The sequence below is a fragment of the Terribacillus sp. AE2B 122 genome, from assembly GCF_902497585.1.
Lineage (GTDB): Bacteria > Bacillota > Bacilli > Bacillales > Amphibacillaceae > Terribacillus > Terribacillus saccharophilus_A.
In genome coordinates this window covers 644,675-665,725 of the sequence record NZ_LR700942.1, presented here as the reverse complement: position 1 = coordinate 665,725, position 21,051 = coordinate 644,675, and the positions used below count along the sequence as shown (strand labels likewise).

The following is a 21,051-nucleotide window of genomic DNA, read 5'->3' as shown; positions in this document are numbered from 1 at the left end:
AATAAAGATGGCTTATTTTGAAAACGTTAACAAAGTTGTATACGAAGGTGCTGCATCTACTAATCCTTTAGCGTTTAAGTTTTATGATCCTGAAGAAAGAATTGCTGGCAAGACGATGGAAGAGATACTTCGGTTTGGTGTTGCATATTGGCATACCATGACGATGGATGGCTCAGATCCATTTGGAGACGGCAATATGCAGCGACCGTGGGATAAGTTTTCCGGCATGGATTTGGCTAAGGCTCGTGTTGAGGCTGCATTTGAGTTCTTTGAAAAACTGAATGTACCATTCTTTTGTTTTCATGACGTAGATATTGCACCTGAAGGAAATTCACTTGCTGAAACGTATCAAAATCTGGATTCAATTGTTTCCATGATAAAGGAATATATGAATACTAGTAAAACAAAGCTTCTGTGGAATACAGCGAATATGTTCACACATCCACGCTTTGTTCATGGAGCAGCAACAGCTGTTAATGCGGATGTGTATGCTTATTCCGCTGCCAAGGTGAAGAAGGGACTTGAAGTTGCGAAGGACCTAGGAGCAGAGAATTATGTGTTCTGGGGCGGACGTGAAGGTTATGAAACGCTATTGAATACAGACATGAAGCTTGAGCAGGACAATCTTGGGCGCTTCTTCCATATGGCTGTCAATTATGCAAAAGAAATTGGTTTTACAGGACAATTTTTGATTGAACCGAAACCAAAAGAGCCGACAAAACATCAATATGATTTTGATGTAGCCACCGGCTTAGCTTTCCTTCAAAATTATAATTTACAGGATCATTTTAAATTTAATATTGAAGCAAATCACGCCACATTGGCAGGTCATACATTTGAACATGAACTGCGGGTGGCGCGCATTAATGGATTGTTGGGTTCTGTTGATGCAAACCAAGGTGATTCATTGCTTGGTTGGGATACAGATGAATTTCCTACAGATTTATATACTACTACGTTAGCGATGTATGAGATCTTGCAAAACGGCGGGCTTGGTAAAGGAGGATTAAACTTTGATGCGAAGGTACGACGTGGTTCATTTGAAGCAGATGATCTTTTCCACGCGCATATTGCGGGAATGGACAGCTTTGCAATTGGTTTAAAAACAGCGCAAAAACTAATAGAAGATCGAGTTTTGGAAGATTTTATTACATCTCGTTATAGCAGCTATGCAAGTGGAATTGGAAAACAGATAGTGGAGAACGAAACGGACTTCCATAAACTGGAGGAGTATGCACTTGGATTGGGGGAAATTTCAAATACTTCTGGTCGTACGGAACAATTAAAAGCAACAATTAATCAATATCTATTAAACGTTCTATCTAAATAGAGCAAAAAAGGGATATACCAGCTAATTTGTAGCTTGACTCTGGTATATCCTATTATGTCGTAAAGGGGGAGCAGGCTTGAAATATGTTATTGGAATTGATTTAGGTACTAGTGCCGTCAAAACGCTGCTTGTTAATAAATCAGGGAAAGTTTGTCTGGAACAAACAATTGCTTATCCGTTAATTCAACGTAAGTCTGGTTATAGTGAGCAGGATCCGGAGGAATGGGTTAGTAAGACGGTCAACGCTTTGAAAGGGCTCTTGAGTAAATTTGATGGAAATATAGAAGACATCGAAGGTATCAGTTTTTCCGGTCAAATGCATGGACTTGTTTTACTTGATCAAGAAGGAAATGTTCTGCGCAATGCCATATTATGGAACGATACGCGTACTACTAAGCAATGTCAGGAAATTTATAATAAAGTAGGCAGGGAGAAATTGCTGACTGTAACTAAAAACCCAGCTCTTGAGGGATTCACTCTGCCAAAATTATTATGGGTGAAAGAAAATGAACCTGAATTGTTCAAGAACGCATCGATTTTCTTACTTCCCAAGGATTATCTGCGTTATCGTATGACAGGACATCTCGCTACTGATTATTCAGATGCTGCTGGAACACTTTTATTGAATGTAAAAGAAAAGAAATGGAGTATGGAAATTTGTGACGATATAGGTATTGCTTCTTCTCTATGTCCTCCACTTGTAGAATCACATGAATGCATAGGGACATTAACACCCTCCTTTGCTTCTGAGTCAGGTTTATCCCAATCAACCAGAGTATTTGCAGGAGGGGCAGATAACGCTTGCGGGGCAATTGGCTCTGGTATCTTAAAAAGAGGAGAAACCTTATGCTCTATTGGGACTTCTGGTGTTATCTTGTCTTATGAAGACAACGCTGATTCGGATTTTGAAGGAAGGGTACATTATTTTAACCATGGAAAAAAGGATTCATTTTATACGATGGGCGTTACTTTGTCAGCAGGTTACAGTCTAACCTGGTTTAAAGAGGTATTCGCTAGAGAGTATAATTTTGAAGATTTACTTGATGGAATTGATACTGTTCCAGCAGGTTCCAATGGTTTACTTTTTACACCTTATCTTACTGGTGAGAGGACTCCTTATGCTGATTCGGTCATACGTGGTAGTTTTATTGGAATGGACGCTTCTCATAATATAAAGGATTTTGTAAGGGCAATTCTGGAAGGAATTACTTTTTCGCTTAATGAATCCATCCAAATATTCCGGGATAATGGCAATGTTATTGATACTATTATCTCGATTGGCGGCGGAGCAAAAAATGATGAATGGTTACAAATGCAAGCGGATATTTTTGATGCTAATATTGTCCGTTTAAAGAGTGAACAAGGTCCTGGTGTCGGTGCAGCAATGCTTGCAGCTGTAGGAGTTGAATGGTTTGCGACACTCGAGGAATGTGCCGAGGTATTCATTGAAAGAATGAAGGAATTCAAACCGAAAGAGGCTAATGTTCAAAAATACCAAAAGCTGTTCAGTATTTACCAGCAAGTTTATTCCAAAACAAAGAGTTTAAACTTAGAATTAAAAGCCTATAGAACATAACTGGACTTCTCTAACGTGTATTGGCCAAGTCTATTATAGACTTGGCCTTTTAATCCTTTTTCATCAACTTGCTCCATTTTCATTTCTTTTGCTTAATGTATGAATACCAGCTAATAAAGTCATGGTACCTGGTATTAAATAAAGTCCGGCAAGCGCATAAACTCCAGTTGCTGTAGTAAGGATTAGTAACCATCCGGCCAGTAATGGCTTTTTATTTACGTAAAAAGAGCAAACGATAGCAATAATTCCGCTAAACACCCCAAAAAACCATATGTTACCAAATGTGTACGAATCGTCGATAACAGCAAATAATTGCGCAATTATTGAAAAGATCAGTCCAATAATACCTCCAATTAGAGCTACATTCTTCATGTTAGATCCCCTCTCAAATTAATGAAATTAATGGAAATGGAAAACCTGAAGTTACAGCTTGGCAATTGAGAAAAAAGAACGCATTGATTTATATACTATTATTCAACTTATCATAAAATCACTGTAGATCACATAGACAAGCGACTAAAAGCATTGACTAGCTATTCCTCCAAAGCTTGCTTTAAATCCTGTATCAACTCCTCCACATCGCCTTGTCCAATCGATATGCGGATCAGTCCTTGGCTAGTATGTTCCTTTTTAAGCTGCTCTGCATTGTTTCCGTAGTTGGGAGACATGATCAGGCTTTCAAAGGAACCCCATGATACGCCAATTTGAAACATCTTTGTTTTGTTGATCACCTTTTTTACCGTTTCATAAGTAGCATCCTTTAATGAAAAGCTTAGTAATCCGGAGTATCCAGTTAATTGTCGTTGTCCCAATTCAAAATCAGGATGAGTCGGCAGCCCTGGATAATGAACCGCCTGTACAGCTGCATGAGACTCTAAGAACTTCGCAACTTCAAACGCATTTGCTTCATGCGTCTTCATACGTATAGGTAATGTACGTAAACTGCGCAAAAGCTGGGAAGCTTCTTGAGGAGGCATTATACCTCCAAATAAGATGAATTCATCGGTGAATATCTTACTAATTATTTGCTTACTGGAAATAACAGCTCCACCCATTAAATCGCTGTGTCCACCCAAATACTTTGATGTGGAATGTACGACGATATCAATTCCGTGTGTTAATGGCTTTTGAAAAAGCGGTGTTGCCCATGTGTTGTCAATAATTGTTCGAATCCCTCTTGATTTTGCCAAGCTGGCCAGAGCTTTTAAATCAATCAGCCGGAAATTATGGTCAGTCGGGCACTCAAAATAAATGACTTTAGTAGAGGGAAGCAAGGCTTGTTCAATAGCAGCGATGTCTGTGGAATAAATAACAGAGTGCGAAACATTGAACTTTTCCATATAAGTAAGCAAATCCATAGCAGAAAAGTAGACGTTGCTAATGCACAATACGTGATCACCGCTTTGGAGACTGTTCTGTAGTGCTGCGCTAATGGCAGCCATACCTGATGCAAAGCATTTACAGGCTTCCCCGCGTTCCAGCTCAGCTAGTTTCCGTTCTGCTATATGTACGGTTGGGTTTGTTCCTCGCGTATAAACAAAATGATCTTGTTCTTTCGATACTGCTTTTCCTAATTCCTCAAAGGTCGGGTATACGAATAGAGTGTTACCAAATGTAGGTGGAATAACTGCACCATTATAGCTTTCCTGGTCCTCACCGTACTGCATGCATATTTCGATATCCTTTAATCTTTCCTCACTTTGTGCCATTATTTTCGCTCCTAGAGTTTTGTCTAGTTTCATTATGTGGATTTCGTTGATTCTCATACTCATACGAATAACCTGTTTAATGCTGTTGCGAAAGGGCGGCCTAATAGGAGAGAATCTTAACAAAGACGGGACAGCAAGTTCTTGGAATGCCGTAATATAAAAAATCTCCATTGCTGCTTAGCAATGGAGACAATGATATCAATATTTTTTTGTGCGGATAAAAAATGAGTTAAGATGGGTCCATAAAGTGGCAGGAAGGGCTTTTGGAGTAACTTATTTATAGATATATGTGGTTTAGGTCCGTAGCTCATAATGCGCATTGTATAACCAAAGTGATGCATTCTTACATCCGGGAAAATAGAGAATCCATGTCTTTCATAGAGCTAATCCGACGTAATCTCAAGCTTCTGTCTTCAACTTTCTTGGTTGAATCTGGATCCTCTACTTCCAGAAAAATGCTGCTTCCTGGTGATATCTCTTGCAGAAGTGCGATTAGTTTTCCACCAAAACCGGATGATTGAAACTTAAGTAAAATGGCTAAGTAGCTCACATGCAGCACGTTATACTCAGATAGTTCTTTGTATAAAACATAACCATATCTTTCGGTACCATTTGTAAGGAAAACTCCTTGTATTTTGTCTTTTTTAATCCATGATTTCATGATATGGAAAGGAGGACGTGACATGAAAGGGAAATCATAGTCTAGAAACTCAAGTACTGTCTGTAAAGCCTCATTGCTTTTATTAATCTTTTCTAAGTACAAATTTTCATTCGTCATGCTCAGCCACACTATAATATTCACTTATAATTTGAAAAATTTTTACAAAAAGCTCTACTTCAGAGACGCTAAAGTTCCTTTCAATTTCTCTTGTTGCTTTAAGTAAAGTATTGTTAATTTATAATCATGTATTACTTCTGGGCTGACTTTCAGATGTATAACCCGCTTATCTGAGGGACTATTTGACTTGATTACCACCCCTTTAGAAACCAGTTCATTATCTTTCACTGTTACTGCTGATCTTGCCACATAACTGTAAAGGAATAGCATGCAGAGCTTAATGAGGGTTGGGTCTCTGCACAAATCAAACAAAAATGAACCGCATGTGGCACTTGTTTTCGAAGATTTAAAGTTGAGTTGTGGTTACTGACGATATGCCTCCTTGATTCTCATCTACGTCGATAAGGATGACTACAAATGTCTTTAGAATTTAATTCTCTGATATAATGGTATAAAAACAGCAGTTCAAGAAAGGCTTAAAGCATGAAAAATCTTAACTCAGAACAATCAGAATATCTATACATGTTCGCGCAGGGTCTGGAGGAAGGCTCGCTTTGCAGATTAGAGCAAAGAGTGCTTTTTGAACAAGAATCAGACAACCTTATCAAAAGTACAAAGGTGATTGAACCAAATAGAAGTCCATTTATAAAAGGAAGACTTACCATCCTTTATTCTGGAGATTCTGTTGAAGAGATTGTGAAACAAGTAAATCATATAGAGCTTGATAACAACACCTTCAAGGTGCTTTTTATTAAGATAAATGACCTTCCAAAAAACCAAAAGATTGAATTTGAAGAACAGCGAGCTATTGAGAAGGAAATAGGTTGGAATATCATAGGACAGGCAGAAATGCGTAACCCTGATGTTCTTTTTGGCATTGTTCCGTTTGAGGGACGCTGGTATTTTGGTAGCTATCTAGAGAGTGAATCCGTATGGCTGCATCATGCTAAAAAGCCACAGGAATACTCGACTGCTTTAAGTACACGTCTGGCAAGGACTGTTGTGAATATTGCAATTCCAGATCCAACAGCTGTACGTGTTATCGATCCTTGCTGCGGAATCGGCACGGTGCTGGTTGAAGCACTCTCTATGGGTATTCCAATTGTCGGGGCCGATCGGAATCCGCTAGTAGTTAAAGGTGCGCGAGAAAATATCGCACATTTTAATTACCATGGAGAAGTGGCTATTCAAGATATTTCCGAGCAAGAAGGTCACTATGATGTTGCGATTATTGATATGCCATATAATCTCTATTCCCGTGCGACAGCAGAAGAACAGTACACGATTATTCAGAATGCCAGAAGAATTGCCGATAGAGTGGTTATCCTTACCATTGAGGATATGGATGAGATGATTTTGAAGGCAGGCTTTACAATAATTGATCGCTGTGTTGCTAATAAGGGGTTGAAGGCGTTGTTTTCGAGGCAGGTAGTTGTTTGTAAATGAATCTTTTTTACGTTGAGAAACTTAATTAGTAGCCGTCTTCTATGTGAAACTTCAATAAAAAAACTTTTATTGGAGGGGCTCTAAATGAGAACGTATTCATCACGGTGAGAGATTGCAATTGTCACTGGAGCACATCTGGTACTGGATATGCCACTCCTGAGCATTTATTGAAAAATGGGCTAAGCTAAGCACTTTTTTTAATAGAATACATAATTGACTGCCAGGTTTTGTGAAGTGAATCGCTGCGGAATCTAATGGCTAGTGGACAAGGCATGTAATCATATAAGGAGCTGATTAAAATGAAAAGAATTTCACTCAGTATGGTGAGAGAAGATTTGTTGGATATTCCCCAATACCCGCTTCCTGCCGGATTTCGACTTAGATTATTTGAGAAAGGTGACGAACATCATTGGGCACGTGTGGAAGCTAGTGTAGATGAATTTGAAAATAAAGAATCTGCATTAGAGCACTTTCACAAAGAATTTGGACCATATATTGATGAAATGATAAATAGATGTGTGTTCATCGAGAATGAACATGGAGAAGTGATTGGAACAACAACTGCATGGTATGGCAACTTAAAAGACGATGGAGAAATAGTAGGGAGAATCCATTGGGTAGGAATTGTCCCAGCCTATCAAGGGAAAAAACTATCCAAACCTTTACTAAGTGCAGCAATGAATATATTGGCCAACTATCACTCAAAGGCCTATCTTACATCGCAAACAACAAGTTACCAAGCGATTAATATGTACATAAACTACGGATTTAAACCATTTATCACAGCTCCAAGCTGTCATGAAGCCTGGTCCTTGGTAGAGGATACTTTAGATAGAAAAATAGTAAAGTAAGTTAATCCACTGGGTGATAACAATCTATTCCTCCCCAAAAGTTAGATAAAGTAACAGGAGAATACGACGGAATATGGTCTAGATTGGCTAAGGCAATATATAATCAGAATTTCATGCACTCAGTCAATTGAGAAAGTCGGCGTAGATTTGTCATAAACTATTTATTCTCCCTTAAAAAGAACTTTTTGCGTTACTGAGCGAATACCTTGTATGCTTCCGACCACTTTCCTTACAATAAAATTAGAAGAGCAGAGAAGAGGTGGGCGCATGAAGCTTAGCGTACTGGATCAGGCACCGATCAGAAGAGGCGCAACGATTGAAGAGGCATTGCAGGAAAGCGTGGAATTGGCTCAGCATGCAGAAAGATTAGGCTATGAGCGTTACTGGTTTGCGGAGCATCATAATACAAACGGTTTAGTGAGCGTCGCGCCTGAAATCATGGCCACGCGGGTTGCGAGTGCGACGAATACTATAAAAGTTGGGACAGGCGGTGTGCTGCTGCCGCAGTACAGCCCGCTGAAAGTGGCGGAAACATTTCATACGATAGCTGGACTTTTTCCTGGTCGTGTCGACCTTGGTGTTGGGCGTTCGCCTGGAGGAACGGAACAGACAAGGAGTGCTTTAGCAGACGGAGCAGGAAGCGGAATGGGTGAGTTTCCGAGGAAGCTGGAGGAGCTGCAAGGCTTCCTATATAATTCCCTCCCGCGTGAACATCCTTATCGTTCGGTAAAAGCATCCCCGCGTGTGAATGATCCGGCACCATTATGGGTGCTCGGTTTGTCAGAAGGAAGTGCCAAGCGAGCAGCTGAATTAGGTATCGGCTACGTGTTTGGTCATTTCATCAGTCCTGCTAAGCCAAATGCAATGCCTATATATAAGGAAGAGTTCCGTCCGTCTGTCACAAGGGAAAAGCCATATGGTATTGTTTGTATATTTGCCGTATGTGCGGAAACGGAAGAGAAGGCGGAAGAGCTAGCAAAGAGCCAGGATCACTGGCTGCTGAGTGTCGGAAAAGGGCGAGATACACAGATTCCATCACCTGAGCTGATCCAAAAGCGCAAGCTGACGGATGCAGATAAAGAAACAATCCGTAAAAATCGTAAGCGATGTGTTATTGGAACGCCTGAGAAGGTTAGGAAAGAGCTAGAGAGGCTGCAGGAGGAATATAAAGCGGACGAGTTCATGCTGATTACCAATATCTACGATAAAGAAGCTAAATGGAAATCGTATGAGTTGATCAAAAAAGAAATTAACCATAATAATATTATGTAAACTGCGAGATTGTTATGAGTTAATCAGAAAAAGGTGAACAACTTTGGATGTTTCAGTAATAACAATCAGTTGTTTTATAATCGCTTTGGCAGGCTATTTTTTTGTTGGAGCAGTGAAGTTTTACTTTGATAAGAAGTTGAAAAGGGCTGATTGAAAGTAAGCGTCCATCCCTTTGAAGAATTTAAAAAGCAGAAGGCATTCCAAGCTGGTATATGCCTTCTGCTTTACTTGTTACCTGTAATATTCAGACCTTATTTATTCCAGTGCTCTTCGATGAACTCATCACGACCGGATTTAGCACGGTCTTCTTCGTAGGCTTCTTTTTCCTTTTTATAGAAGTCCTGATGATAGTCCTCAGCAGGGTAGAAGATAGAAGCAGGCAGAATCTCTGTTACAATCGGCTGCTTGAACTTCCCGCTTTCTTCAATTGCTTTCTTGGAGAACTGTGCGAGTTCTGCTTGCACATCATCATGATAGAAGATGGCTGTACGGTATTGATCTCCTCGGTCTTGGAACTGACCGCCTGCATCGGTAGGGTCGATTTGCGGCCAATATAGGTCCACTATTTGCTTGTATGTTATTTTTGTTGGGTCATAAGTGATTTCGACAGCTTCATAATGTCCTGTCGTACCTGTTTTCACTTGTTCGTATGTCGGATTTTCGACATGTCCTCCTGTGTAACCGGAGATGACTGATTCAACGCCGTCCCATTGATCAAACGGCTTCACCATACACCAGAAGCATCCTCCTGCGAATGTTGCCTTAGCAAAGTTTGTTGTCATAGCTTCCTAGCTCCTTTCTGGTGTCATATGACTTATTTTACCCTATATAAATGACATGTACTAGTATGTTAAACTAGAAGGATGAAAGAAAAGAAGGAGACAATGAGATCTTTATGAAAAATCATATATTACTAATAGATGGCATGGCAATTTTGTTCCGTGCATTTCATGCTACTGCTTACCGAAATTATTACATGATTAATTCTAAGGGAATGCCGACAAATGGTCTACATGGCTTCATTCGTCATTTGGCTGCTGCTGTCGATCATTTTGAACCGACTCATGTTGCTGCTTGCTGGGATATGGGTTCGAAGACATTTCGCAGTGAGATGCTGGATACGTACAAAGGGAATCGTGAAGCGCCGCCTGTTGAGCTGATTCCTCAATTCGAAGCAGTCAAGCAAGTTGCTGCCGGTTATGGTATTCCGAATATCGGTCTGAAAAACTACGAAGCTGACGATTGTATTGGTACATTGGCTAGTCTTTATGCAGCCGAAGGACATCACGTAACCGTTCTTACAGGTGACCAGGATATGCTGCAGCTCGTCCGGCCCAATATAGATGTTGCGATTATGCGAAAAGGCGAGGGCAACTACGAAGTATTCCAGGAAACGAGCTTTTTCGAACAGAAGGGTCTTACGCCAGCACAAATCATAGATATGAAAGGTTTGATGGGTGACAGTTCTGATAACTATCCAGGAGTTAAGGGTATTGGTGAAAAGACTGCTATTAAGCTTCTGACTCAATATGAAAATATCGACAAGCTGCTGGAAAACCTTGCAGAGTTGCCGAACGGCGTACGAAACAAAATCGAATCCGATTTGGATAACCTGCATTTGAGCAGAAAGCTTGCTGCTATCCATTGCGAAGTTCCAATCAGCTGTGAACTGGAAGATGCTGTTTGGGCAGTAGATGAGAAGCAGAAACAGACAATGCTTGAGGAATTTGAACTGACAAAGCTGAGCCGTTTATTGCGTGCAGCTGATCAACTGGCAAACTAAAAAGCGATTGTGCATTATGCACAATCGCTTTTTTCATCTGAATTGCTGCAACCGGGAAAAGAAATCCCGGACAAATTCGTAGAATAATCGTTCAGACGGCGCTACTTGTCTTTCTTTCGGTATGATGACACCGACCGATCTTCTGACTTCGGGAAACGTAATTGGTATTTTCGTAGTCATCCTGGGCGTAGCATCATAGAATGTACTTTCCGGCAAGATAGTAATACCGATGCCGGCTGCAACGAGTCCTTTTATAGCGTCCAGATCCTCACCTTCTGATGAGACTGTCGGTACAAATCCAGCTTTCTTACATCCATCCATTACAAGCTGGCGCAGTTTATATCCTTCTGGGAAAAGAACGAACTGCTCGCTCTGCAGATCCTTCAGATGCAGCTGCTCCCGTTCTGCAAATCGGTGCGCGACTGGAACGAGCGCAGAAAAACTCTCGGTGAAGAGGATTTCTCCTTCAATTCGGTCGTGGTCCCTTGGAACAGGGCCGATAAAGGCAATATCTATATCACCGCGAGACACTTGTTCGATTAGAAATTGATATGTTCCTTGGCGAAGCTGGAATTGGATATTCGGATAGGCTTCTTTGAAGGAATAAATGACAGTCGGCAAAAGTTGACCAGCCAAGCTGGTTGGAAAGCCGATTTTAATTGAGCCACGCTCCGGATCTAAATGTTCGTCGATTTGCTTTTTTGCATAATCGATTGCCTGCATGGCCGTTTCGATATGAGAGAGAAAAGTGCGGCCGATTTTGGTTAGTTTGACGTTTCTGCCTTCCCGTTCAAACAGATCCACTCCGAGTTCATCCTCTAAATTACTGATTTGACGGCTGATTGCGGACTGTGCGACATGCAAATATTCGGCTGCTTCCGACATATGCTCCCGCTTTGCAACCTCGATAAAATAGCGCAGTTGACGTAATTCCATGTGGTAATCCTCCGATCTATCTCAAAATGAGATTGATTCTATCTAAATTATATATTGTTTCGATCAATTAGAAAACCTACAATGTACTATAAGACAACATGTCGGTTCGAGACAGAGAGTGAGGGATTAATAATGGCATTTCATTTCCTACCAAAAGCGCAAGGCTTATACCGACCGGAATTTGAGCACGATGCGTGCGGAATCGGTTTATACGCACATATGAAAGGTAAAGCCGCCCATTATATTGTCCAAAAAGGATTGCAGCTGCTTTGCCAGCTTGATCACCGTGGAGGACAAGGGAGCGATCCTGCATCAGGAGACGGAGCAGGGATCATGGTGCAGCTGCCACACCGTTATTTTTCCGAAAAGACTGAATTTTCGTTACCTGAACCTGGAGAATACGGGGTTGCCATGATCTTCTTCAACACGCAAGACACCCAGCAGGAAGAGCTGGAAAGCAAAATCAGTGCTCTTGTAGAAGCAGAAGGTCAGCATGTTATCGGCTGGCGCACGGCACCTGTCGATGACACGCACATCGGCACAATGGCAAAGGATGTAAAGCCATTCGTCCGTCAGCTTTTCGTCGGCAAAGGGGAGGAAACAGAAAAAGGACTCCCATTCGAGCGTAAGCTGTATGTTATCCGCAAACAGGCGGAAAATGAAGCAAAAGAAATGCACCAGCATTTGTATTTTGCCAGCTTCTCCAGCGAGACAATCGTTTACAAAGGGATGCTGACATCTGTCCAAGTGGATCAGTTCTATCTGGATTTACAGGATCCGCTATTCGAAAGTGCGTTTGCACTTGTGCACTCTCGTTTCAGTACGAATACATTTCCAAGCTGGGAACGCGCTCATCCAAACCGTTATCTCATCCATAATGGGGAGATCAATACGCTGCAAGGAAACGTCAACTGGATGCGTGCTCGTCAGAAGCAGCTTGCATCAAAAGCTTTCGGCAAAGATACGGCGAAGATCTTGCCGATTCTTGATACAGACGGAAGTGACTCTTCTATCATGGATAATGCTTTTGAATTCTTCGTGCTTGCTGGCCGTAAACCGGCTCATGCTGCCATGATGATGATTCCAGAACCATGGGATAAAAACCCATACATGAATAAGGAAAAACGTGCTTTTTACGCTTATCATAGCACATTGATGGAACCATGGGACGGCCCGACGGCCATTTCATTCACAAACGGCAAACAAATCGGTGCGGTCCTTGACCGTAATGGTCTGCGCCCAGGACGTTATTACGTAACAAAGGATGACCATTTGATCCTGTCCTCAGAAGTAGGCGTTCTTGATGTGGAAGAAGAGAATGTTCTATTGAAAGACCGTTTAAGCCCGGGCAAGATGCTTCTATTGGATATGGAGCAAGGCCGATTAATTCCTGACGAGGAAATCAAACAGGAAATGGCTGCTGCTGCACCTTACCAGCAATGGCTGGATGAGAATATTGTGGAACTCAATGATCAAACAGTGTCTGATGACAGTGCTATCGAAGACCTTGTAACGAAACAGAAAGCTTTTGGCTACACGTATGAGGATGTGCAGAAGTATATCGTTCCGCTTGTATCAGAAGGCAAGGACCCAATCGGGGCTATGGGAAATGACACACCGCTTGCTGTGCTGTCTGACCGACCGCAGTCATTGTTCTTTTATTTCAAGCAGTTGTTCGCACAGGTAACGAACCCGCCGATCGATGCATATCGGGAGCAAATCGTTACAAGTACTCTTTCTTATCTTGGAAAAGAAGGGAATCTTCTTCATCCGGATGAAACGAATTGCAGACGGATTAAATTAGCATCACCGGTTATAACAAACAATCAGCTGGAACAGTTGGTTTCTGAGCAGAGCGGCGACTTCAAACTTCAGGAGATCCACACTTTGTTCGGAGAAAATCTGAAGAAGAGTATGGAACGCATTTTCCAAGAAGCAGAAGATGCAATCAGCAAAGGTGTCAGCGTACTCGTTCTAACAGATCGTCTTATGTCGGATATATATGTGCCGATTCCTACTTTACTTGCTGTAAGTGGCTTGCATCAGCATCTTGTCCGGAAAGGTCTTCGGACGAAGGTTAGTCTGATTGCTTCTGCTGGGGAAGTACGGGAAGTGCATCATGTGGCTACACTTCTCGGATATGGTGCAGATGCCATCCATCCTTATTTGGCGTATGCGACGCTGAAGGAAAGCATTGATAACGGAGATATCGCACTGTCTTATCCGGAGGCTGTCAGACAATATGCTGCCGCTATGACAGAGGGTGTCGTCAAGGTTATGTCCAAAATGGGCATCAGTACGGTGCAAAGCTACCGCGGTGCACAAATTTTTGAAGCAGTCGGTATCAGTCATGGAGTTATTTCTAAGTATTTCACTGGAACAACATCCCAGCTTGATGGAATTAACTTAAAGACGATTGCAGAAGAAGCAAGAAAACGTCATCATGCAGGTTATAAATCCACAACAGCAGCCTTGGAAACAGGCAGTGAATACCAATGGCGTAAAAACGGCGAGCATCACGCGTTCAATCCGAAAACGATCCATACGCTTCAATGGGCATGCCGTCGGGATAACTATGAGTTGTTCAAGGAATATACCGAAGCTGCTGATCAAGAACGACTTGGTTTCCTTCGTAACTTATTCGACTTCAAAAAGTCCAATGCAATTCCACTTGAAGAAGTTGAATCGGTCGAAAGCATCGTGACGCGCTTCAAAACAGGTGCCATGTCATTCGGATCGATCAGTGAAGAAGCACATGAAGCACTGGCCATTGCAATGAACCGTTTAGGCGGTAAAAGCAACAGTGGAGAAGGCGGCGAAAATGCTAAACGCTATACACCGGATGAAAACGGTGATTACCGTCGTAGTGCCATTAAGCAGATTGCATCTGGCCGTTTCGGTGTCATGAGCTCTTATCTTGTGCAAGCAAATGAGCTGCAAATTAAAGTGGCGCAAGGTGCAAAACCTGGTGAAGGCGGACAGCTTCCAGGAAAGAAAGTGTATCCATGGGTAGCGGACGTTCGGAAATCGACTCCAGGTGTTGGTTTGATTTCACCTCCGCCGCATCATGATATTTACAGCATCGAGGATTTGGCTCAGCTGATCCACGACTTGAAAAATGCAAATAGCGATGCCAGAATCAGTGTTAAATTAGTTGCAAAAGGCGGCGTTGGCACGATTGCTGCTGGTGTTGCAAAGGGCGCTGCAGATGTAATCGTCATTAGTGGTTATGACGGCGGAACAGGAGCATCACCAAAAACTAGTATCAAACACGCTGGCCTTCCATGGGAGATCGGATTAGCGGAAGCGCACCAGACGCTTATGCTGAATGGTTTACGTGACCGCGTCCGTTTGGAAACCGACGGGAAATTGATGACTGGTCGTGATGTTGTTATGGCAGCATTGCTGGGCGCAGAGGAGTATGGTTTTGCAACAGCACCACTGGTAGTCTTAGGCTGCGTGATGATGCGTGTTTGTCATATTGATACGTGTCCAGTAGGTATTGCGACGCAAAACCCTGAGCTTCGCAAGAAATTCATGGGTGATCCGGATCATGTCGTCAACTTTATGACATTCATCGCACAGGAAGTAAGAGAAATCATGGCTGAGCTTGGTTTCCGCACAATGGAAGAAATGGTCGGCCGTACAGATGTACTTGAAGTATCGGAACGAGCACAATCCCATTGGAAAGCTGGCCAGCTAGATTTAAGCAGACTGCTGCATCAAATTGACGGAGCTCGTACTTACAGCACGCCGCAAAACCATAAGATTGATATCGCGTTGGATACGACAGATATCCTGCCATATTTGGAAAAAGCGTTATCTGGCAAAGAACAAGTAAACCTGGAACTTCCTATCCGCAACATCAACCGTGTTGCCGGAACGCTTGCAGGCAGCGAAATCAGCAAAAAGTTTGCTGAAGCAGGACTTCCGGAAGACTCAGTGAATCTGCATTTCCATGGTTCTGCGGGACAAAGCTTTGGTGCTTTCACACCGAAGGGAATGACCTTGAAAGTAACGGGAGATAGCAATGACTATGTTGGTAAAGGTTTGTCCGGTGCAAAATTGATCGTTAAGAAACCGGCTGGATTCCAAGCTTCTGCTGCGAAGCACGTCATTGCTGGTAACGTGGCACTTTATGGAGCGACTTCTGGTGAAGCATATATCAATGGTATGGCTGGTGAACGTTTTGCTGTCCGTAATAGTGGAGCAACAGCTGTTGTAGAAGGAATCGGGGAGCATGGCTGTGAATATATGACCGGCGGTAAGGTTGTCATACTCGGTGAAGTAGGCAAGAACTTTGCTGCAGGAATGTCTGGCGGAATTGCCTACATTCATACAGCTGACCGGGAAGCATTCAAGCAGCTTTGCAATACGGAAATGATCGATTTTGAACAATTGTCTGATGAGAGAGAGATCGCTGAGCTTCGCAGCATCATTGAGAATCATGCTGCTTACACAGATAGTGAGAAAGCATCCTTCATCCTGGAAAATTGGGAAGCGGAGCTAGCTTATTTTGTCAAAGTGATTCCAATCGATTACCGCAGCATGATGCATCAAATCGATGCACAGCGTGAGCTTGGGCTATCGCAGGAAGAAGCTGTTATGGAAGCATTCGTATTAAAAAACCAGCAGCCAAAACCAGTGAAAGAATCCGAGAAACCTGCAGCAGTACATTAAGAAAGAGGTGGAAGTATGGGGAAAGCAACCGGATTTATCGACTACAAAAGAGAAGAAGCAAATGAACGCGATCCAAAGACGCGGACCCAGGACTGGAACGAATACGCCGCTCCTTTCTCTGATGCTACGCTGAAGACACAAGGAGCCCGCTGTATGGACTGCGGTACACCGTTTTGTCATATCGGCATGGAGATTGGCGGAGCCACTTCCGGCTGTCCGATTTACAATTTGATTCCAGAATGGAACGACCTTGTGTATAAGGGTAAATGGAAGGAAGCATTGGAAAGACTGATGCTGACGAATAATTTCCCGGAATTCACTGGCCGTGTCTGCCCGGCACCTTGTGAAGGTTCCTGCACCGTAGCAATAAGTGATCCGGCAGTTGCCATTAAGAATATCGAACGTGCAATCATCGATAAAGGTTTCGAAAATGGCTGGATCACACCGCGTATTCCGCAAAAACGTACTGGCAAAAAGGTCGCAATCATCGGATCTGGTCCTGCAGGTATGGCTAGTGCTGATCAGTTGAACCAAGCTGGTCACACGGTCACTGTATACGAGCGAGCTGACCGCGCTGGCGGATTGCTTATGTATGGAATTCCGAACATGAAGCTGGAAAAAGAAGTGGTAGAACGCCGCATCAACCTACTGCGTCAGGAAGGTATCGACTTTATCCTGAACACAGAAATCGGTAAGGATATCCTTGCTGAAGAGCTTCGTGAACAATATGATGCGGTGATACTTTGTACAGGAGCTCAACAGCAGCGTGACCTTGTAATCAAAGGAAGAGAATCAAAAGGTGTTCATATCGCAATGGATTATCTAACCGTCTCAACAAAAATGCTGCTTGATGACAAATTAGCAATTCAGCCGGAGTTTGATGCGGCTGGTAAAGACGTTATTGTCATCGGTGGCGGGGATACTGGTGCAGACTGTATCGCAACGGCTGTTCGTCAAGGCGCAAAAAGCGTTACGCAATTCGGAAAACACCCACAGCTGCCGCTTGCTCGCAGTGCTGATAACCAATGGCCAGAATATCCCCATGTATTCGGTTTGGAATATGCGCATAAAGAAGCAAAAGCAGTTTACGGGGAAGATCCGCGCCAATACTCTATCCAGACAACGAAATTCGTCAAGGATGAGCAAGGCAATCTAAAAGAATTGCATACTATTGATATGCAGAAAGTACGTAATGAGAAAGGTATGTTCGTCTACCAGGAAGTCGAAGGATCTGAGAAAGTTTGGCCTGCTGAGCTTGTATTGATCGCCATCGGCTTTGAAGGCACTGAAACACCGTTGCTAACAGAATTTGGTGTTAATGTAACACCAAATAAACGTGTGGAAGCAGCCTATGGAGATTATCGTACAAATGTAGATAAAGTTTTCGCTGCTGGCGATGCCCGCCGCGGACAAAGTCTAATTGTCTGGGCTATTAACGAAGGCAGAGACGTTGCCAAACAGGTTGATCTTCAACTTATGGGTGAGACTGTATTACCTTGATGAAAAAGCAGAATTTCCGTTAAACGGAGGTTCTGCTTTTATTATGCCGTCAGAAGGAAATGCAAGCCAGTAACTTGTCAGAATAACTGCCAGCATTTTGGCAGAACACCTTCAAATTGCTGATATTCAACCGATATACAAGGAATGGAGGATTCAACGAGGAGGATCATCATGTTATTGAAGCGCAAAAAAGAGAGACAAGCAGAAACAGTGGAACAAACTAATTTATCCAGAGAAGCTAATGTAACATTGAAAATTGAAGGCGAACTGAAAAAACAGCTTGATATGATTCACCTGACAGAAGACGATCTGCGCGTGTTAGTAGGATTGCAGCCACTAGTCTGTTCGGAGATTGAAAGTATCGTAAGCCGCTTTTATCAGAACATCACCAATCAGAATAATCTGCTCGCTATCATTGAAAGTAATAGTTCTGTTGAAAAATTGAAGCAGACACTTAAGCGGCATATACAGGAAATGTTTGATGGAAAAGTAGATATTGATTATGTAGAGAAACGCAAACGTATTGCGTTGATCCATGCGAAAATCGGACTGGAGCCGAAATGGTATATGGGAGCTTTCCAGGATCTATTGCAGCAGATGCTATCCTTATTCGAACAGCATATAACTGATTTCACAGCTTACCGCACAGCTGTACTTGCCACGACGAAGATTTTTAACATCGAACAGCAAATTGTGTTGGATGCTTATAATACCGAACATGAAAGCGTGCATATTGAGCACATTGAAAAACAGGATAAACTATATGAAAGTATACAAGTAACTTCCGAGAGTCTTACAAGCATATTCCTAAAGGTGAACCTAGCCGTAGATGAGCTGGTTGCATTCTCTTCAAAGCTGACAGAACAAAGTAATGAAACGAAACAGAAAGCAAAAGAAGTAGTGAATCATTCCGAAGAAGGTCAAGCAGGACTAGTGTCCCAGCAGCAACGGATGCAGCATATCGGAGACCAAATGGGTATGGTGCAAAAAGAGCTGACAGCGCTCGAGGCAGCGGCTGCTAAAATCGGCAGTATTGTAGGATTAGTGGAAGGTATTGCTGAACAGACGAATCTGCTTTCACTAAATGCTTCGATTGAATCAGCACGGGCAGGCGAACAAGGGAAAGGGTTTGCCGTCGTAGCAAGCGAGGTTCGGAAATTAGCGGAAGAAACAAAATCATCTGTTTCCGATGTTACAGCGTTGATTCAAGATACGCATTCCCAGATTAGTAATGTGAGCAAATTCATGGAGACAGCAGAGGATTTGATTGCCAATGGAACTGTACAGCTAGGAGATGTAACCTCGAAATTTGAGAACATCATGACGCATTCTCAAAGTAATGAACAAATAAGCAGTCGTACAGAGGAAAGTATCAAACAATTCACAGGAGAGCTCATGGATGTAAAAGGAGCTATGCAGCAAGCAGAAAGCGTACTCCGGCAATTAAATGAGCTTACATAAATAAAAGAAAACCCAGCAGTCAGTTGACTGCTGGTTATTTGCTTTCAAACTGTGTTTTTTTGAATTGCTCTTTCAATGCGGAAGGTGCTTGTTTAATGGAAGAAATAACAGTCTTCGAGCCTTCTGAAATAGACTGGACATTAGACTGGATATCTTTCTGATGCTGCTGTAAAACTGTCTGCTCTTGCTTGATTGTCTGCATATCAGCTTGCATTGGAGCCATTGTCTTATCGATTTTTTTCTTTGTTGCAAGCATCGATTTTACAGCTTTCATGATCATAACAGCGGCAATTACAAGTGCACCAATGATGATAACACCGCAGATAATCCACATTATTGTACCCGTTTCCATACCCCGTACCTCCTTCGTTTGTCTGCTTCTCTTTTCCCTGATCTTTGTTTATCGTAACATACAGAATGAAATTTTGTTAAAATTTTAGGTTGAAACTCTTTGAAATCTCCTATATAATCTTTGGATAAGATATTGTTGTCGCAATATTCTATCATTAGGAACAATTTAACCAAAAAAGAGAATGAAAATCTTAAATGACAGGGAGTCCTAGCTTTGAAACAACAAACTTTTGCTTTTACACGCAGTGAGAATCTCAAACAGAAACCGGACGCAAGTACGCTTCAATTCGGAAAGGTATTCACTGACCATATGTTCACAATGGATTATACAGCTGAAACAGGCTGGCATGATCCTCAGATCGTGCCATATGCACCGCTGGAACTTGATCCTGCAGCCATGTGTTTCCACTATGGCCAGACAGTATTTGAAGGCTTGAAAGCCTATGTGACCAAAGAAGGAAAAGTTTTGCTATTCCGTCCAGATAAAAACTTCGAGCGCCTTAACCGTTCGAATGACAGACTATGTATTCCGCGTTTGGATGAGGAAGTGGCATTAGAAGCATTGCGACAGCTCATTTCGGTCGAGAAAGATTGGATCCCGACTGCAGAAGGAACTTCACTTTATATCCGTCCGTTCATCATTTCGACGGAGCCGTTCCTTGGCGTAGCTGCATCTATCAGCTACAAGTTCATCATCATTCTTTCTCCTGTAGGGGCTTACTACAAAGAAGGTATTAACCCGGTAAGCATTGCAGTGGAGAATGACTATGTACGTGCAGTCAAAGGCGGTACAGGCGATGCGAAAACAGGCGGAAACTATGCTGCAAGCCTTAAAGCACAAGAAGTAGCAGCAGCATCTGGATTCTCCCAGGTTCTGTGGCTGGATGGTGTGGAGAAGAAATACATTGAAGAAGTTGGCAGTATGAATGTATTCTTCAAAATCGACGGAGAAATCGTTACACCGCAGCTAAACGGCAGCATCCTGCAAGGTGTTACCCGCGACAGTGTTCTTCAATTGCTGAAGCACTGGGGCTATCCGGTAACAGAACGCCGTGTTTCTATCGCAGAAGTGGTTCAAGCGCAGAAAGAAGGTAAACTGGAAGAGGCGTTCGGTACTGGGACAGCTGCAGTTATCTCACCTGTTGGCAAGCTATTCTATGAAGGTGAAACATACGAGATCAACAATGGTGTCACTGGTGAAGTTGCTAAGCGCGTCTATGATACAATTGTCGGCATCCAAAAGGGCGAACTAGAAGATACATTCGGCTGGACAATCGAAGTCAACTAATTAATGGACCTCCACACATAGCGGTGGAGGTTTTTTGTTTATAGACTAGGAGCTTGTGCTATTTTGCTATATAATCGTTACTAAAATGAG

Annotated in this window: 16 protein-coding genes; 10 read left to right on the top strand and 6 right to left on the bottom strand. The window is 42.6% G+C overall.

Translation table 11 applies throughout. From position 1 onward, the window contains the following. Positions 1–7: 7 nt before the first annotated feature. Together xylA and xylB are read left to right on the top strand one after the other, a co-directional pair. The gene (xylA, locus tag AE2B122_RS03430) at positions 8–1,330 is read left to right on the top strand and encodes a xylose isomerase (RefSeq protein WP_175073096.1); all 1,323 of its coding nucleotides are present in this window, start codon (positions 8–10) and stop codon (positions 1,328–1,330) included. 76 nt (positions 1,331–1,406) lie between these two features. Continuing rightward, on the top strand, positions 1,407–2,906 hold the full coding sequence (xylB, locus tag AE2B122_RS03425; RefSeq protein WP_175073095.1) for a xylulokinase: 1,500 nt from the start codon (positions 1,407–1,409) through the stop codon (positions 2,904–2,906). A gap of 63 nt (positions 2,907–2,969) precedes the next feature. Here xylB and AE2B122_RS03420 read toward each other — a convergent pair whose 3' ends face one another. From AE2B122_RS03420 to AE2B122_RS03410, 3 genes are all read right to left on the bottom strand, one after another. Next, positions 2,970–3,278, bottom strand: coding sequence for a hypothetical protein (locus tag AE2B122_RS03420; RefSeq protein ID WP_175073094.1), 309 nt, complete (start codon positions 3,276–3,278; stop codon positions 2,970–2,972). A 161-nt stretch (positions 3,279–3,439) separates the two neighbouring features. Then, positions 3,440–4,615, bottom strand: coding sequence for a PLP-dependent aspartate aminotransferase family protein (locus AE2B122_RS03415; protein WP_175073093.1), 1,176 nt, complete (start codon positions 4,613–4,615; stop codon positions 3,440–3,442). Positions 4,616–4,958: 343 nt separating this feature from the next. Further along, complete coding sequence (locus AE2B122_RS03410; protein WP_175073092.1) at positions 4,959–5,393, bottom strand: hypothetical protein; 435 nt, start codon at positions 5,391–5,393, stop codon at positions 4,959–4,961. 483 nt (positions 5,394–5,876) lie between these two features. Here AE2B122_RS03410 and AE2B122_RS03405 point away from each other — a divergent pair, with 483 nt between their 5' ends. The 3 genes from AE2B122_RS03405 (at position 5,877) to AE2B122_RS03395 (ending at position 8,962) form a co-directional block, all read left to right on the top strand. Then, positions 5,877–6,839 (top strand): TRM11 family methyltransferase, encoded by a 963-nt coding sequence (locus AE2B122_RS03405; RefSeq protein WP_175073091.1) that lies wholly within the window; start codon positions 5,877–5,879, stop codon positions 6,837–6,839. A gap of 299 nt (positions 6,840–7,138) precedes the next feature. Beyond that, positions 7,139–7,690: a GNAT family N-acetyltransferase gene (locus AE2B122_RS03400; RefSeq protein ID WP_175073090.1), complete on the top strand. Its 552-nt coding sequence runs from the start codon at positions 7,139–7,141 to the stop codon at positions 7,688–7,690. Between the two features lie 267 nt (positions 7,691–7,957). Continuing rightward, the gene (locus tag AE2B122_RS03395) at positions 7,958–8,962 is read left to right on the top strand and encodes an LLM class flavin-dependent oxidoreductase (protein WP_175073089.1); all 1,005 of its coding nucleotides are present in this window, start codon (positions 7,958–7,960) and stop codon (positions 8,960–8,962) included. Between the two features lie 251 nt (positions 8,963–9,213). Here the strand turns inward: AE2B122_RS03395 and msrA are convergent, their stop codons facing one another. Beyond that, positions 9,214–9,744 carry a peptide-methionine (S)-S-oxide reductase MsrA gene (gene msrA / locus AE2B122_RS03390; protein ID WP_175073088.1) on the bottom strand — a complete coding sequence of 177 codons (531 nt, stop codon included), beginning with the start codon at positions 9,742–9,744 and terminating at the stop codon, positions 9,214–9,216. A 113-nt stretch (positions 9,745–9,857) separates the two neighbouring features. On the opposite strand from msrA, the gene AE2B122_RS03385 reads away from it, so the two are divergent. Continuing rightward, positions 9,858–10,745 carry a 5'-3' exonuclease H3TH domain-containing protein gene (locus AE2B122_RS03385; RefSeq protein WP_095217819.1) on the top strand — a complete coding sequence of 296 codons (888 nt, stop codon included), beginning with the start codon at positions 9,858–9,860 and terminating at the stop codon, positions 10,743–10,745. Between the two features lie 33 nt (positions 10,746–10,778). On the opposite strand, the gene AE2B122_RS03380 is transcribed toward AE2B122_RS03385, so the two are convergent. After that, positions 10,779–11,681 carry a LysR family transcriptional regulator gene (locus AE2B122_RS03380; RefSeq protein ID WP_095217820.1) on the bottom strand — a complete coding sequence of 301 codons (903 nt, stop codon included), beginning with the start codon at positions 11,679–11,681 and terminating at the stop codon, positions 10,779–10,781. A 132-nt stretch (positions 11,682–11,813) separates the two neighbouring features. On the opposite strand from AE2B122_RS03380, the gene gltB reads away from it, so the two are divergent. The 3 genes from gltB to AE2B122_RS03365 all read left to right on the top strand — a co-directional run bounded on the left by gltB (position 11,814) and on the right by AE2B122_RS03365 (position 19,322). Then, positions 11,814–16,361 carry a glutamate synthase large subunit gene (gltB, locus tag AE2B122_RS03375; protein ID WP_175073087.1) on the top strand — a complete coding sequence of 1,516 codons (4,548 nt, stop codon included), beginning with the start codon at positions 11,814–11,816 and terminating at the stop codon, positions 16,359–16,361. 15 nt (positions 16,362–16,376) lie between these two features. After that, positions 16,377–17,861 (top strand): glutamate synthase small subunit, encoded by a 1,485-nt coding sequence (gene gltD / locus AE2B122_RS03370; RefSeq protein WP_175073086.1) that lies wholly within the window; start codon positions 16,377–16,379, stop codon positions 17,859–17,861. Between the two features lie 171 nt (positions 17,862–18,032). Beyond that, the gene (locus AE2B122_RS03365) at positions 18,033–19,322 is read left to right on the top strand and encodes a globin-coupled sensor protein (protein WP_175073085.1); all 1,290 of its coding nucleotides are present in this window, start codon (positions 18,033–18,035) and stop codon (positions 19,320–19,322) included. A 34-nt stretch (positions 19,323–19,356) separates the two neighbouring features. Here the strand turns inward: AE2B122_RS03365 and AE2B122_RS03360 are convergent, their stop codons facing one another. After that, positions 19,357–19,674 (bottom strand): hypothetical protein, encoded by a 318-nt coding sequence (locus AE2B122_RS03360; RefSeq protein ID WP_095217824.1) that lies wholly within the window; start codon positions 19,672–19,674, stop codon positions 19,357–19,359. A gap of 213 nt (positions 19,675–19,887) precedes the next feature. On the opposite strand from AE2B122_RS03360, the gene AE2B122_RS03355 reads away from it, so the two are divergent. Further along, the gene (locus AE2B122_RS03355) at positions 19,888–20,961 is read left to right on the top strand and encodes a branched-chain amino acid aminotransferase (protein WP_095217825.1); all 1,074 of its coding nucleotides are present in this window, start codon (positions 19,888–19,890) and stop codon (positions 20,959–20,961) included. The last annotated feature ends 90 nt before the right edge of the window (positions 20,962–21,051 follow it).

Excerpts from the sequence above, each read along its gene's own strand:
- xylA (WP_175073096.1), top strand. The coding sequence starts at position 8 with ATGGCTTATTTTGAAAACGTTAACAAAGTTGTATACGAAGGTGCTGCA.
- AE2B122_RS03420 (WP_175073094.1), bottom strand. The coding sequence starts at position 3,278 with ATGAAGAATGTAGCTCTAATTGGAGGTATTATTGGACTGATCTTTTCA.
- AE2B122_RS03415 (WP_175073093.1), bottom strand. The coding sequence starts at position 4,615 with ATGGCACAAAGTGAGGAAAGATTAAAGGATATCGAAATATGCATGCAG.
- AE2B122_RS03410 (WP_175073092.1), bottom strand. The coding sequence starts at position 5,393 with ATGACGAATGAAAATTTGTACTTAGAAAAGATTAATAAAAGCAATGAG.
- AE2B122_RS03405 (WP_175073091.1), top strand. The coding sequence starts at position 5,877 with ATGAAAAATCTTAACTCAGAACAATCAGAATATCTATACATGTTCGCG.
- AE2B122_RS03400 (WP_175073090.1), top strand. The coding sequence starts at position 7,139 with ATGAAAAGAATTTCACTCAGTATGGTGAGAGAAGATTTGTTGGATATT.
- AE2B122_RS03395 (WP_175073089.1), top strand. The coding sequence starts at position 7,958 with ATGAAGCTTAGCGTACTGGATCAGGCACCGATCAGAAGAGGCGCAACG.
- msrA (WP_175073088.1), bottom strand. The coding sequence starts at position 9,744 with ATGACAACAAACTTTGCTAAGGCAACATTCGCAGGAGGATGCTTCTGG.
- AE2B122_RS03385 (WP_095217819.1), top strand. The coding sequence starts at position 9,858 with ATGAAAAATCATATATTACTAATAGATGGCATGGCAATTTTGTTCCGT.
- AE2B122_RS03380 (WP_095217820.1), bottom strand. The coding sequence starts at position 11,681 with ATGGAATTACGTCAACTGCGCTATTTTATCGAGGTTGCAAAGCGGGAG.
- gltB (WP_175073087.1), top strand. The coding sequence starts at position 11,814 with ATGGCATTTCATTTCCTACCAAAAGCGCAAGGCTTATACCGACCGGAA.
- gltD (WP_175073086.1), top strand. The coding sequence starts at position 16,377 with ATGGGGAAAGCAACCGGATTTATCGACTACAAAAGAGAAGAAGCAAAT.
- AE2B122_RS03365 (WP_175073085.1), top strand. The coding sequence starts at position 18,033 with ATGTTATTGAAGCGCAAAAAAGAGAGACAAGCAGAAACAGTGGAACAA.
- AE2B122_RS03360 (WP_095217824.1), bottom strand. The coding sequence starts at position 19,674 with ATGGAAACGGGTACAATAATGTGGATTATCTGCGGTGTTATCATCATT.